This is a genomic window from Pantoea sp. USMM079, from assembly GCF_037153115.1.
GTDB lineage: Bacteria > Pseudomonadota > Gammaproteobacteria > Enterobacterales > Enterobacteriaceae > Pantoea > Pantoea communis.
In genome coordinates this window covers 52,650-67,456 of the sequence record NZ_JBBCKX010000029.1, presented here as the reverse complement: position 1 = coordinate 67,456, position 14,807 = coordinate 52,650, and the positions used below count along the sequence as shown (strand labels likewise).

Annotated in this window: 10 protein-coding genes; 7 read left to right on the top strand and 3 right to left on the bottom strand. The window is 46.5% G+C overall.

Translation table 11 applies throughout. The features are described 5' to 3' along the window. The first annotated feature begins 255 nt into the window (after positions 1-255). The gene (locus WFP70_RS24015) at positions 256-660 is read left to right on the top strand and encodes a helix-turn-helix domain-containing protein (RefSeq protein WP_337024578.1); all 405 of its coding nucleotides are present in this window, start codon (positions 256-258) and stop codon (positions 658-660) included. Between the two features lie 199 nt (positions 661-859). Here the strand turns inward: WFP70_RS24015 and WFP70_RS24010 are convergent, their stop codons facing one another. The 3 genes from WFP70_RS24010 to WFP70_RS24000 all read right to left on the bottom strand — a co-directional run bounded on the left by WFP70_RS24010 (position 860) and on the right by WFP70_RS24000 (position 6,139). Beyond that, a complete protein-coding gene (locus WFP70_RS24010; protein WP_337024579.1) occupies positions 860-2,548 on the bottom strand; it encodes a serine/threonine protein kinase in 1,689 nt (562 codons plus the stop codon). Between the two features lie 9 nt (positions 2,549-2,557). Continuing rightward, a complete protein-coding gene (locus tag WFP70_RS24005) occupies positions 2,558-3,916 on the bottom strand; it encodes an FRG domain-containing protein (RefSeq protein ID WP_337024580.1) in 1,359 nt (452 codons plus the stop codon). Positions 3,917-5,257: 1,341 nt separating this feature from the next. Continuing rightward, complete coding sequence (locus WFP70_RS24000; RefSeq protein WP_336749723.1) at positions 5,258-6,139, bottom strand: RepB family plasmid replication initiator protein; 882 nt, start codon at positions 6,137-6,139, stop codon at positions 5,258-5,260. A gap of 2,005 nt (positions 6,140-8,144) precedes the next feature. Here WFP70_RS24000 and WFP70_RS23995 point away from each other — a divergent pair. The 6 genes from WFP70_RS23995 to WFP70_RS23970 all read left to right on the top strand — a co-directional run bounded on the left by WFP70_RS23995 (position 8,145) and on the right by WFP70_RS23970 (position 14,195). Then, positions 8,145-8,312 carry a hypothetical protein gene (locus WFP70_RS23995; RefSeq protein WP_337024581.1) on the top strand — a complete coding sequence of 56 codons (168 nt, stop codon included), beginning with the start codon at positions 8,145-8,147 and terminating at the stop codon, positions 8,310-8,312. Positions 8,313-8,627: 315 nt separating this feature from the next. Then, the gene (locus WFP70_RS23990; protein WP_337024582.1) at positions 8,628-9,671 is read left to right on the top strand and encodes an SIR2 family protein; all 1,044 of its coding nucleotides are present in this window, start codon (positions 8,628-8,630) and stop codon (positions 9,669-9,671) included. After that, positions 9,668-11,515 (top strand): ATP-binding protein, encoded by a 1,848-nt coding sequence (locus WFP70_RS23985; RefSeq protein WP_337024583.1) that lies wholly within the window; start codon positions 9,668-9,670, stop codon positions 11,513-11,515. The genes WFP70_RS23990 and WFP70_RS23985 overlap by 4 nt, the downstream gene beginning before the upstream one ends. Before the next feature lie 345 nt (positions 11,516-11,860). After that, positions 11,861-12,058 (top strand): hypothetical protein, encoded by a 198-nt coding sequence (locus WFP70_RS23980; protein ID WP_337024584.1) that lies wholly within the window; start codon positions 11,861-11,863, stop codon positions 12,056-12,058. A gap of 14 nt (positions 12,059-12,072) precedes the next feature. After that, positions 12,073-13,239 (top strand): plasmid-partitioning protein SopA, encoded by a 1,167-nt coding sequence (sopA, locus tag WFP70_RS23975; protein ID WP_337024585.1) that lies wholly within the window; start codon positions 12,073-12,075, stop codon positions 13,237-13,239. Beyond that, positions 13,239-14,195 (top strand): ParB/RepB/Spo0J family plasmid partition protein, encoded by a 957-nt coding sequence (locus WFP70_RS23970; RefSeq protein ID WP_337024586.1) that lies wholly within the window; start codon positions 13,239-13,241, stop codon positions 14,193-14,195. Before sopA ends, WFP70_RS23970 begins: the two co-directional genes overlap by 1 nt. The last annotated feature ends 612 nt before the right edge of the window (positions 14,196-14,807 follow it).

The following is a 14,807-nucleotide window of genomic DNA, read 5'->3' as shown; positions in this document are numbered from 1 at the left end:
TTTATCTGCCAATAATTCCACATCATACTGTGATTTGAAAGGCTGCAATTTATCTCATCCGGACAACTCAGGTTTGCCTAAAAGTGGTCATCTCTGCTTAGCTTTAACATTTTAATGCTTTGATAATTATAGATTAATAGCATTTTGCAATCTCCTGATGTTACTCCTGAACGCTAATGTTAAAGGGAACAATTCACAGTTGTCGTCCCTGAATTAACCTTAGATCTCCTCAGGTTCAGCTCAGGATGCAGACTTATGTTGGTGACCATGACATATCAAGACCAATACCGGTTCCGCATCATTCAGCGCGTTCACGACCACACACTGCTGCACCGTGAAGCTGCGCGCCTTCTCAAAATCACCGTCCGTCAGGTTCAGCGCGTTCTGTGCCGTTATCGTGAAGTGGGCGCGGCGTCGACTGTATCAGAATGTCGCGGGAGTCCTGGCAACAACCACATTCCGTACGATTCAGGTTGCGCCGCTCTGCATCTGATCCGGCAACATTACGCCGATTTAGGTCCCACTCTGGCCCCAGGAAGCTTCTGGAACGACACAGTATTATGTGTGTCTCTCTTTTCAGATTCAGATTTACTAAATCTGGTATCAGTTAAATATAACAATAAAAATATAAATGCTGTCTGCGCATGTACGTCGAACTAAGAGAGAAATACTGTAATAATGTTCTCAGGAGAGAAAATCGGATTAAACAGTTTTTTTGTGAAAGTGAAGAATTATTCGCTCTGTATTTCGATTGAATATTAAGATTCGACTCAAGGATGTCAAACATTTAAAAGAACAAAGAGAGGTTTAAAAAACTCTTTGTCCTTTTTTTAGCAAAAAATATCTTATAACCGTTCTATCATGAAACAGAATTATTGTTTTTCTTAAAAAGGAGAATGAGATTTTGAATCGCTCTATCTCCCTCATCAGCATTGCCAATAATTCCATCCTGATATATTGCATTCATATTTTTATCTATTAAAACATAGCGTCCATTTTTCATCGAGCATTGTTCAAGTGCATCTGAATAGCTGGAGAAGTCCTTAATCGTTATTAATGCTGTGATAAAATAATCATTCATCATGTCGCGAGTTTTTGCATATTCAAGGAAGTAGATCAAAGACCAGTGAATGCCTCCTCTTTCAGGCAAGACAGGATCATATACGAAGGCAAGAATCTCTCTTCCTGATTTTTGGGCTTCAGATTCCGCATCCTTGAGTCTGATAAATGGTTTTTTTTCCTGGAATAACTGCAGTTCCGGGATATGAAGTTCAGGATGAATCAGTGCCTCTCTAATTGAAGGAAGTACCGCACGTTTAACGGCCTCTTCAAAATCATTTCCCCAGTCAGGTGTAGTGATTGGCGTTCGGTGAATCTCTTTTCCTGAGATATATATGATTAACTCACTACCTTTGATAGTGGTTTTTATTATTGCCAGTGAGAACCCTTCACTGGAACCGGCTTTTGTCCATGAATATTTAGAGGTACATGCTTCCGCTTCTTCAACATAACCCATATTTGTATAGTTCAGCGCGCCATTTAAGTTTTTGTTAATTTCAATGAAAACATCAGATACCTTCTGTAAACCCAGTTTCATAAGATTAAGAGAATCAATTCTTCGTTTATCTTCTGGTGCGTTCAGTAATTTCTCAATTTCATCAAAGTCATCACGTGAGGACATGGATTGTTTCTCGGGTTCTGTAATCTGATTTAGCCGGGCTATAAAAACGTCAATATTCTTATATCTGTCCTCCGTTTCATAGGCAAAGCAATAATCAAAGAATGACAGCAGTTTTCTTTCGGTTGCATCGTCAGGAATTTTGATTAGCTTTAAAAGCTCACTACGCTGGTGAGGCATTCTTCCTCTGTCATCCAAAAGCTGGTCAGGATGACTGCCGGTCAATACATAAAAGAAAATACCTGCAGTGAATGATATGTCAGAACGAGGATCCTTTTTATTAAGGCTGCCAGCTGAAAGCTCAGGTAGTCTCAAAAAACGATTGCCAACTTCCTGTGAATCCAGCGTGCTGAATTTTAAATCAGGCAACTCATGATAATTGAGTCCGAAATCGAGAAGAATAGGGTTGAAGGGATTGTCGTAGCGAAGAATGATGTTTTGCGGTTTTATATCTCTGTGTACAACGTCAGCAGAGTGACATTGCGCGACGATTTTTGCGAGGCTGTCAGTAAGAGCTACGGCTACATCAAGGCTAATACATGAAGTGTTTTCCCGCCACTTATCAAGCGTATTTCCTTTAATATATTCCGTGACAATATAGGGAGTGGTTGTCAGGTCCCGGTGTTCCTGAGTGTTACTCTCAATAAGTTTAGGTATTCCGTCTGACTCCAGAGAACTGTATATAGATGCCTCTCTGAAAAATCTTGCCCGTCGCTCCGGGTCTTTTTTAGCCTTGATTATTTTCAGGAATGCTGACTTTCCATCATGTTTGTTAATAACTTTCCACGCTTCACCCTGGCCTCCCCCACCAATGGGATCACCGTCTACTCTCCAGTTAGATTTATAACTTTTTTCTTTTACCCAAACCATCGTATCTCCTTACAAATCAAAGTTTTTATATGAATCATATTTTTTAGCAATTTCACCCGCTGCCTTTTCAATTCCTGGATAAACCGTACTTTCAGTGATGCCGAAGCGGGCGAGCTGGTTCATCAATTTAGTTTTCTCCTGAACGCGGAACTTCTTTATCTGAATGTCACTGTATCCGGTTTCAGGCAGTACAGCGTCCTCGCCAAATATCAGAAAGGCGCCGGACTGTGAGCTTATGCGAGGGTTGGACATTCTGCTTTTTACAACCAGAAGCCTTTGCAAGTCTGCAGGTTCAATCACGTGTTTGAAATATGATTTCTCATCCTTTATCAGGTGCAGTAACTGAACGCAGGGATCTGAATAATTGAATTCATTTTTATTCTGTCTGAAATCCAGCTGTTTTTTCATTGTTTCAGACAAGCGCGAAAGGTTTGCTATACAGCTGACCGTATCTGAATCAAAAAACTTTATCTGACTTTTTTTTGTGGTCATAACAATAACGTTTCCGTCAACTTCCTCTCCATTTTCTTTTTTCATGCTCGAGCAGGCAAAGTAGAGCGCAATCAATGGATTTGTCGTCACGTCCAGCAGCCTCGTGGGCAGGCCGTAATGCTGCATGCGAACCAGTTTGTCCAGCATGTATCTGTCACTCATAAATTCTGTGGGCTGAACGGTCAGAAGTTCATTGATCATTTCTGATTCATACTGCCGGAATCGGAAATTGCCTGCCTCGTTCTTACGGTATAAAGATGGTGTAAGCTCATACCGGTAATCAGAATGTCCCCGGTAAAAGACCTCTTCATCCTCTTCAAATGAATGCGCCAGGATTTTCGCCAGATAATTATTCACATCATTTATCGGTTCGACATCTTCATTATTATCGGGAGGGACAGCTTCTCCACCCGCAGGATGTGGGACTAGAACCTGAATACCCATCATATTCAGAGCATCGTCTACCTTAATATTTTTCACTGACCAGTGGGTCCGTTGAAGGCCAAATGCGCCGAGTTCGAGCTTGTGAGAATAGTCTTTTTCACGGGCGAGTTGCCTGTAGCCTAGATCCCGAAGAATAAGGAATTTAAACCCTATAAATATTTCTTTCTTTTCATGAACGATTTTCAAATCACTGATAACAGCTATTCTGATGACTGAATACTCGATGGCACTAAGATCTTCAATTTTTGGCTCCGTCATGAATATAACCGGAAGGCTCGACAGGAATTTCAGCGATGAATCACTTAAAGGAAGCAGCTTGTTACGGATACTTTCCGGGGTGGATTCAAACAGACGCGATACGGGAAACTTTTCATACCCCTCTTCCATCTGAAAAAAACTGAAGTACTCATGTGCCACAATGAAGTTGAACATAGAATTCCCTGTCCTGTTGCGGACGACAATGTTAATGGACCTGACAGACGGATTTTCCCCCATCGTCGTTGAGGGTCAACTACTCTTTTTTGGAGTGAGCTTTATTTAGCAGGATAACCAGGTATGCAGCCTGGAGTGCCTGGTGCGATCGCCGCCCCCCTTTAGCGGAACTTCGCATTAACGTCAGTGAGTTACGTTACCTTCCGAGCCGGAATCACCGCCGATCGCCCGTTTTTTATTCCGCGCCGTCCAGGTTATTCTCCGTATACGGGATAAAAGCCGGAAAACCGATCCGGAACGGATCCCAGGCGGATCGATTTAATGTGCTTGACTTGCTCCCGCCGAACTCGATGTGTCGCCAAATCTGCCGTTTTCAACATAACATCCGATACTCGCCTAGGTATCCAACAACTAAGCCACTCGAAAATTTACCTACCTGTCATCTATAAAAAATGTGTCACACCATGCAAATCACCTATCATATAAATATGTGTCGTAGCATGCAGATTCCCTCGCGTACAAGCATGGATAACAAGATCCTGAGCATTTCTCATACAAACGTGGGTCATACCATGCTAATTTCCTGCTTTAAAACATGTGTCATATCATGCTGAATCCCCCCCAATAAACGTGTGTCACAGCATGCAGATACCAGAACCTTGTTACGCTTATATCAACAGGCAGTTATGAGCTTTTCATGTGTCACAACATGTAGATTTTAAGATAAAAAAATGTGTCGCAGCATGCTGTCTGTTAGAGAACAACCTGTGTCGTAACATGCATTCACAAGACATCAGATCTGAGGTGGTATGAGTACTGAGCAAAAAGATGTGTGGCAGCATGCAGAACATGACCGATAATGTGTCGTAGCATGTTCATGTATAAAACATGTGTCACAATATGCAGTCGTATGACCCGGCAAGAAGTAGGCTATACATTTAGCGCAGGCAAACATGTGTCATAACATGTTTGGTAATCGAGGAATGTGTGTCATAGCATGTGAAGGGCTGCAAAGATGGGTCATAACATGCAAATGGAAGTTGGAGTATGTATCACTTCATGCAACACGAAGGTGAAACATGTGTGGCAGCATGCATTTGAGAACAGAACATGTGTCACAGCATGTGGGATCGCTAAATATGTACTTCAGCATGCTGAAAGGCATAAAACATGTGTCACAACATGGGATGGAATATAAAAACATGGGTCATAACATGTAAAATGCGGCCTGCACGCATGCTGTGACACAGATCTCACATGCTGTGGCCCACTTAACGTCTGGCTTTTAGTTATTAGCATGCTGTGACCCACCTTAAGCATGCCACGACACATGATTACATGCTACGACACATCATTTTCGTATAACTCTTTGAGTTTCTTGTTTCTTTTGTTAATGAACAGGAAGGATTCCCTCCCCTTTTTAATAATGCTGTATTCGATATAACCGATTTTTTCCATAGCCAATAGTGCATTCTTGATAAGGCGATTCTGTTCAGGTACAGGGGAAGTCAGCAGTAGGCGCTCCCGAATACGTGAGAACGAAATCGGGGCGGGATTGTCAGGTAAACTGGCAATGTAAGTATAAAGAGTCTGGGCAACTTCCTTACCTTTCAGATAGGTATAAGGTTTTTTTCGTAGAAGAATCGTATAATCAATTTCATATAGTTCCCAAAGTCTTTCATCCGCCTCGAGTGTTACCGTATCCTTATCCCGATCGAGTAACGCGGTTTTAAGCAACTGGGTAAAGAACATTTTACCGTTACCTTCCCTGCGTTTGAACTGCACCACCTTGGTACCAAGTTTGGCTAACGAGTCAAAGATCTGGTCGCGCAGGCGGTGATTGATCTGCCGGGAGTCATACTGACATAACTGTGCAAACTCTTTAAAAGGCAAAGTAATGTTGTTGCTGTCCCGCCCATACTTGCTGAACGCACCGATAACCCCCATCCATACGCTAAAATCTGATGTAATATTAAGGCGTTCACCGCGGATTTGGATGTCGTTATAACCCTCTTTTCGAGCAAACTCGAGCGAGGAAAAGGGTTCCGAAACGTCGATGATGTGTTCCGATCCTTTCTTCAGCGCACGCGAATTAGGGACAAAAACACCGAGTCTAAGCAGGATCGCCGGCTGTACTGAGGAAGCACTAGTGACTGTGAGTACTTTCTGTTCATCTTCTGCTGAAGCCAGTAATGAATCATGGAAAAAGTTTTTATCAGCCAATGACTTACCCTCTTTATACACAGCGGCCGCGTTACAGTGAATAACGTTCGGAATTTACATGCTACGACACATGTTACTGCATGTTATGACACATGTTTATCATGCTGTCACACATGTTTTGCATGTTGCGACACATATTTTGCATGTTATGACACATGTAAAACCTCTGCAGGCCGCGGCAGCTCTGGCCTGCGAGCAACGGGGATCTGTTTGGATCTAATTAGGATCTGATTAGGATAATTATTTGGATCTATCCGGTGGATATGTGGAAAACTGATCTTAACACCTGAATGCATAAATATTTTCTTTAGCTCTGCCTCGCTCTTGACCACTAAACGTCCTAATTCTCTTGAAAAGCTTCACATGCTGCGATCTTCAGTTCTCCGCGAACAGATCGCATCCGGACTGAACCAACGATCCTGATGTGATAAACCACATAAAACGATCCTTACCTTACGTCAGACCTTTACAGAGGCTCGCTTATGCCAAACCCTAGACAGGCCTAAAGAATCCTTTATGGCTTCCCAGAGGCCTTTACAGGCTCATCATTGCTGTCACCACGAAGCAATCACCTCATTCTAATAACATTCGATGAAAATTACTGCTAGTGCCACAGCTTCTCTCACCTGCAGTATCCTCCCCATTCACCTAACAATGGTTATAACGTGATGAGATTAAATATGTCTGCGACTTGCACGGTATCGTAACTGTTCATTGCCCACGCTTTCATTACCGCTTTTAGAACCGCCTATAATGGTGAGCGGCCACCTTCTGTTTATTGTGTGGCTGTGTGGCGTTGGGCAAGCCGTCAGGCGCGGCAGGCCGTTGAGCAACATATCCACTGGATAGATCATTTCTTTTAAGATCATATTGAGATCATCAGAAGCTCATAAGAGGAGGTGGCTAAGAGCGAAGGTTATATGAATATCAAGATCCAGGGCGCGAAGCTGATCATGTCCACAGATTTTAAAACGTGGCTCGGCATCATTTTAGCCTTTTCCAATTACGACTACAGCAACCAAACCATTTGTCTGCACGACTCACTCTTCAGCATCTACAACGTGACGCTCGCCTTTAGCAGCAAGGATGGTAAAAACTCATGTTCTCTCATCTGTTACAGCACGCGGTGCTGAACATGAATACGGATATACTCTGAAGATAACGGCGGACAGCAATCTCTGGGAGCTCTAGCACTAATATCACAAAGTGATACTGGGCCTTAAGGAACGGTCCCGTAAGGAGGCCACACAATCGCTGTAAATAGACTTTGAGACTATCACCCGGTTAACGCTTTATATCTCCATGAAGCGCCTGAGAGAGCGTCTGGCGATGGGCTCACCCGACAAGCTGCAAAACTCCCTCATCCGGAGCGCGATGGCTGGCCTCTAAAAGATAGGCGACATCAATTATATCGAGTTGAAAAAGCCGTGAGTTCCAGTTTGTCACCAACAGCTGTTCTTCTAAGCTTCAGGCGTTAACCGGTCACTGATTTTTCCATAGGCATTCACTTTCATGCATTCCTTCGTACGAATGCCTACTCCTGTTGCCAGCAGGCCTTATCCGGTCTTTGCTTTCAAGCAGGTGCCGGTTGCTGTCTCTGCTTTCTTGTGAGCAGCCAACTGCTAAATGAATGTAGAGACCTATTCTTCAGGGCGGTAAGCGTCAGTGAAACTATTAAGTTTGTGATCACTCACTTACTTTAAATGAACTATGGAACGGTGGTATTGGCTTCCACTACACGTCGGGTCAGTCGCGGGAGTCGATCATTCATAATGTGGAGGCAGTGTAGATCGTTGATCGGGAAAAGGTACCTACTTTCAAGCGCGCGACAGCCTGCGGCCTGCCGTCCCCCTTTTTGCGCGGACCTACATGAAAGTAGATACCTTACCCGTGCGGTTACACTGTCATCTTTCCCACTGTTGACGGACAGGATTTCTCGCCGTCTTCTAGCCTTCTCCGACTGGATGCGCACGAACGGGCGCGGGCTGTCCGTCACAAACGACTCGTGTATGAGGGTGCAGCCTTCTCCGATGCGCGCGCCGGTGTGCCACAGGATGCTGAAGAAAAAGTGGTGACGCAATTCGCGGTGCCAAAATCGGCACACGGCGCGAAAGTGAGCACGCTGGCGCACTTTGTTGAAATCTGCATGGAGATAAGGATGTTCATCCTTTAAATTCTACGCAGAGATGTCCGGGGGAATACGCTACTTTCCCGCACAGCAGCGACGGGAGTAATACCAATAAATCGCGGAAAAAGGATCCGACACTTGGTTTTGCCCGCAGATTAGCGGGTTATCCCAATCCCGCTAAGGATCCTTTTTTCCTGAAAAACCTCCCTTCCCCTTGCGGCGCAGGGCCTGCTGGCCCGATCCCGCCGTTTGGTATAAATGGGGTAAAGCCAGGTCACCGAAGAAGTGATGTAAAAGTGTGCAGTGCGGCGCTAAGATGGGTGGATACAGAATAATCCTAATACTTCAGGGACGGATCAGATGGCACTTAAGCGCGCTTTTTATGGCAACGATGGCGACAGGGACTACTTTGAGCGGGTGTTGCAGTCGGCTAACCTCAATTTTCTTATTGGCTCCGGCGCATCGCTGCCAGCCATTCAGGTGCTGGGAACAATTGAAAAAGATCTTCAGAAGCTTATCGAAGATGAAAAAGAAGACGAATATTTTGCTCTGGCCGCGAAATTTTTAACGCAGGTCTGGATTCCGAATGACTGCATGCTTAAGCGCAATTATGGTGTCCCTTTTCCACCCCCCGTTACTGACAACGTTAATAATTCCCGGGGAAATTATGATGCGTTCGTAATGTCGCTGGAAAAAATACTGACGCGACGCAGAACGGGCCTGCTTCCAAGACGCATTAACGTTTTCACCACGAATTATGATTTATTTCTTGAAGATGCTGCGACTAGAAACAAAAACCTCTTATTTAATGATGGGTTTTATAAGAGGCTGAACGTATGGGCAGATTTGGAATTTGACGCGGGAAGTTATAATTATTCTGTGAACGCTACGGGTAATTTGTATAATTACAAAGTTGAGCTGCCCACCGTTAATCTGATTAAGCTCCATGGTTCACTTTCCTGGGAACACTTTAAAGGGAAGATAATTTACAATATAGGCAATGTAAAGCCACTGAAATTTACTTCATCCGCTGAAATGAAAGAATGGGTCCTATCCCACTCACTTATTCTTCCACGAAAGGAAAAATTCAAGGAGACCTTGTTAGAGAACGTTTATTATGATCTGCTTAGAACGTATTCAAATGAGCTTGATAAAGAGGCCACCCTCCTTATTGTCTTTGGATTTTCATTTGCAGATGAACATCTGGAAACGCTGACCAAAAAAGCCCTGCGCAATGCAACGCTGAAACTGCTGATATTTGCTTACGATGATGCAAGTGTAGACGGGTTTATGGATAAATTCCGTGATTATTCCAACGTAGAGATTATTCATCGCCCGGGAGGCAACGTAGACTTTTCGGAAATGAATAAAATTATTACGTGCTTTCTGGGAGGCACGAAGTGAGCGGCCATTTTATCGATTTGGAAGCGGTTTTGAGGGTGGGAGAAGTCTGCGAGGTGTCCGGGCGATCAGTTACCATTCTTGTTGATAAGAACAAGAACCTCAGCGATCTGTTTTATCAGGGAAAAGTTCTGCGTAACGTGTCTGTGGGCAGCTTTATTGAGATCAAAAAAGGCTTCATGAGCCTAATTGGCAAAGTAGAAGCAGAACGAGTCGTTGAGGAAAAACACCCTACCGGTAGCGGCAGCGATGCCTGGCGATACCGGCGCTACCTCTCGGCTTCCCTGACGGGGTATATCGATCGTAACGGGAGCTTCATTGGCGGTTCGCGTGAATTACCTCTTATCGGCAACGAAGCCTTTGTGGTGACCGAAGAGATGATCCAGACGGTCCATCAGATTGCTGACGCCGGTGAAACCATCATGGCGTTTACCCGAACGGACCTTGAAGATATCAGTATAGCGCTGCCGGTTAACGGCCTCATCAACTCACATATTGCTATTTTCGGGAATACCGGAAGCGGAAAATCTAACACGCTTGCCGCGCTTTACCAGGCTGGTATTGAGCAGATAAAAGGCCAGCTCGGGGAGCGTTTCAGGGAAAGATGCAAGTTTCTCCTGTTTGACTTCAACGGCGAATACACCGGCCCGCAGTGCATAACGGAAGAGAAGACGGTGTACGATCTCAACACGCATCATGCAGATGGCGATAAGCTTCCCCTTCCCAGGGAGGTCCTGCTTGAACATGACATGTTGTCTGTTCTGACCGATGCAACAGATAAAACGCAGAAGCCATTTCTTAAACGGGTAATTGATTTTCGTCTGAGAGTCATGAACAGCGCCGATCCGCTTCCGTTTATGCGAAATATTCTGAAGAAAAAAGTCAGGCAAAATCTCTTCACTGGAGATAAGGCAAAATGCGATGCAGTGCATCAGCTTTTTGGACCAATATTTAAAGATGATCCGGATTTAATTGCTGACCTGGAATTTCATTCACAGGCCGGCAAGTGGAGGTTACGAGGCGGTAATATTTTTAATTCTGAAATAGATGCCGAGCAATCTTACATTTTCAGGCTGGCTTGTAATTATCAATTCAAAAATGACATGATTGAAGACCTTATCGATTTTATGTACCTCCAGCTAATTCAGGAATATTTATCAAATAAGTCAAATCCTGAACACATATCACCCGTCATAAACAGAATGAATGCGAACCGGAAAGATATCGCGAAAATTTTTGATACTACAGGTCAGCGGGATTTCTGGAACGATAAAAACTTCACCATAATAAATCTCAATATGGTGAATATAACTATGAAAAAAACACTTCCGCTTTTGATAGCTAAATGGGCTTATAATATAAAAAAGTTATCAGTTATACCGTCCACGCTGCATATGATTATCGACGAAGCACATAATATTCTGTCTAATACTTCTTTTCGTGAAACCGAAAGCTGGAAAGATTACCGACTGGAGACTTTTGAAGAGATCATAAAAGAAGGCAGAAAGTTTGGCGTCTTTATAACAATATCCAGCCAGCGACCCAATGACATATCATCAACCATCATTTCGCAGGCACATAACTATTTCATACATCGATTGATTAATCAGAACGATTTGTACGCTATCGAAAAGTCAGTATCTTACATAGACAAACTGACTGAAGAGTCAATTCCTACCCTTTCAACGGGAACCTGCATATTCAGTGGTATTGTCAGCCCGATGCCCCTCAAACTCAGAGTTTCGGAGCTCGCTCCTGAGCAAAAACCTAGAAGCAAAACGATTTCTTTCATGGACCTACTGGCGGAGCAGGAAAAGGACTGGGACCCTGATGATTTGATATTTTAATCACTACACTCGTGGCAATTTTTGAGATAAAGCCTCCTCAGACAGCTGGCCAAGTGACCTTCGAAGGCGTCTCTACGTGAATTCTGAGGGGCTGGCAGGCATTAGTTATGCGAGATTTCAAAAATGGGTCAGGCATTTTTATTTGCTTAAAGGCTGCCTCTGCCAGTGTACAGTCGGTGTTTCTTGTCCACTGACTGTGTTAGCCAGGTGCTGCTACGCATTGATAATGAAGTGTCTGCTGACACCTTCCGCCACCGCTTTGCACAATTTCTACAACCACTTTTCGCCGAATCAACTTAAGTCTCGGCCTGACCCCGAAAAGTTTGAGTCTGCGGAGCCTTAAAGTTGGAATTTGCACTGGACATTGCTTCCGGCCAGAAGGTGCGATTAATTCTGGACCTGAATGCCACGCTGCAGTTGATGGGCGGCATTACTTATCTCCCCTACGATGGATTTTTGAACTTTGCAATAATTGTCAATATTTTCATGTTTGATGTTGCTTTGCGCCAAATATCAAGATTTAATGCTTGCATGCAAAGTTGATAAGGAGAAGGTTTGTGGGACTGATGAATACGCTCGACCAGTGCATCGCCGCCGGGCATGAGATGACCCGCGCCATTGCCGTAGCGCAGTTTAATGATGACAGCCCAGAGGCGCGTAAAATCACCCGCCGGTGGCGCGTTGGTGAAGCGGCAGATCTCATCGGCGTGTCGCCGCAGGCCATCCGCGACGCGGAAAAGGCCGGACGCCTGCCCTACCCCGATCTTGAAATGCGTGGCCGGGTGGAGCAGCGCGTGGGCTACACCATTGAGCAAATCAATCACATGAGGGATGTTTTCGGGACCCGCCTGCGCCGGCCCGATGAAAGTATCCCTCCCGTGATTGCCGTTGCGGCTCATAAAGGCGGCGTCTATAAAACCTCCGTGTCGGTGCACCTGGCGCAGGACCTCGCTCTTAAAGGGCTGCGGGTGCTGCTCGTCGAGGGGAACGATCCGCAGGGAACGGCGTCCATGTACCACGGGTGGGTACCCGACCTGCACATCCACGCTGAGGACACGCTGCTCCCATTCTATCTGGGAGAGCGGGACGATGCCTTTTACGCGATCCGCCCCACCTGCTGGCCCGGCCTCGATATCATTCCTTCCTGTCTGGCGCTGCACCGTATTGAAACCGAACTCATGGGCCGCTTTGACGAAGGTAAACTGCCCACCGAGCCGCACATGATGCTCAGACTCGCCATAGAATCCGTGGCGCAGGACTATGACGTGGTGGTGATCGACAGCGCGCCTAACCTCGGTATCGGCACCATCAACGTGGTGTGCGCGGCGGACGTGCTGATCGTGCCAACCCCGGCTGAGCTGTTTGACTACACCTCTGCCCTGCAGTTCTTTGACATGCTCCGCGACCTGCTGAAGAACGTCGACCTGCAGGGATTTGAGCCCGACGTCCGGATCCTGCTCACCAAGTACAGCAACAACAACGGCTCGCAGTCGCCGTGGATGGAAGAGCAGATCCGCGACGCCTGGGGCGGCATGGTGCTGAAGAACGTCGTCCGCGAAACCGATGAGGTGGGGAAAGGACAGATAAGAATGCGAACCGTGTTTGAACAGGCCATCGATCAGCGCTCTTCGACCGGCGCCTGGCGAAACGCGCTGGCTATCTGGGAGCCCGTCTGCAACGAAATTTTTGATCGCCTGATCAAACCACGCTGGGAGATCCGCTGATGAAACGCGCACCCATTATTCCGAAATCATCCCCCTCCTCCGCATCCGCCTCACCCTCTGCGGCACCCGCTGCACCGATGGTGGATTCGCTGATGGCGCGCGTTGGCGCCATGGCCAAGGGAAATACGATCGTGCTGCCGGTATGCGGACGCGACGTTAAGTTTACGCTCGAAACCGTGCCCGCCGGCCAGGTAGAAAACGCCACCCGGGTCTGGGCGGGTAACGAGCGCGTTCAGGCGTTTTTAACGGAAGATGCGCTGGATGACCTGATCCCCTCTTTCCTGCTTAACGGTCAGCAGACACCCGCATTCGGGCGTCAGGTTCAGGGCGGCATCGAAGTGGCCGACGGCAGCCGCCGGCGCATGACGGCAATTCTGACATCTTCAGACTATCGCGTTCTGGTTGGCGATCTTGATGACGACCAGATGGATGCGCTCTGCAAGCTGGGCAACGACTACCGCCCCACCAGCGCTTACGAGCGCGGCAGACGCTATGCGCTGCGGCTGGAGAATGAGTTTGCTAATAACATTTCGGCCCTGGCCGAGGCGGAAGGCATCTCCCGCAAGATTATTACCCGTTGCCTGAACACCTCCAGGCTACCTCACGACGTGCTTTCTCTCTTCTCGCATCCGGGAGAACTCTCGGCGAGAGCGGGCGAACAGTTGTTCAAAGCGTCTGAAGGAAAAGCGTCGCTGCTGGATGAAAAGACGCAGTCTCTGATGGCGGGTCGTAACAGCGGTTTGCTCTACGATGCGGAGGAGATCATTCAGGAACTGCTCTCGGCACTCACCCTGCCGTCAGGAACGACGCGTGAGCCTGCTGTGAAAAAGGATTTTGGTCCGGGTGCATCGGCTCAGTATAAAGGCAATAAGGTTCTGTTTAGTCTTGATAAAACCAAAGTTCCTCAGGCTCTGATTGATCAGCTTGAAGCGCTGCTGACGCAACATCATTCCTGAATGACCTGTCTGGGACCGCGGTCCCAGCTTTCTTTTCTGACAAACTGCCACAGACCGGACTTCGGTTCCCGTAACGCTTTCTGACGCAAATCCGTTAATGTGACATTTTTTTTACGCCGCTGGGACCACGGTCCCGGCGCTGCATCCTGCGCTCAAACCTCAGCATATTTCACTCTCCCCTTGAGCTATCATACCGACTGCAACCTGCAAGCGTGCTGGGCTATTCGCATTTCCGGTACGTTCTCAAATACGCTTTCCGCGGACTTCGCGCGACAGTCTGTCAGAGAATGTGCGGTCAGCGACAGGATTTGGCCCCCATCTTTAGACAGGCCTTTGCCTCACAGTCAGGTGGGACTGCTGTCCCACCCTGTGCTGCTGACATATCAGAGCAGATGCCACATCAGCAACTTTCATTAAGATGTGCTCACGGTCAAAGGTTACTGACTCACGGCATAACTGTTTATGGCGCAGCTGGGACCACGGTCCCACCCGTACAGCGCGCAGTGAATTACTGAGTTACAGCATCACTGTATTCAGGAATGACCGCCTGACCATGAAACATAAAAGGCTTCGGTATCAGCAGACATACCGTTCCTCTCCGGGAACATCGGC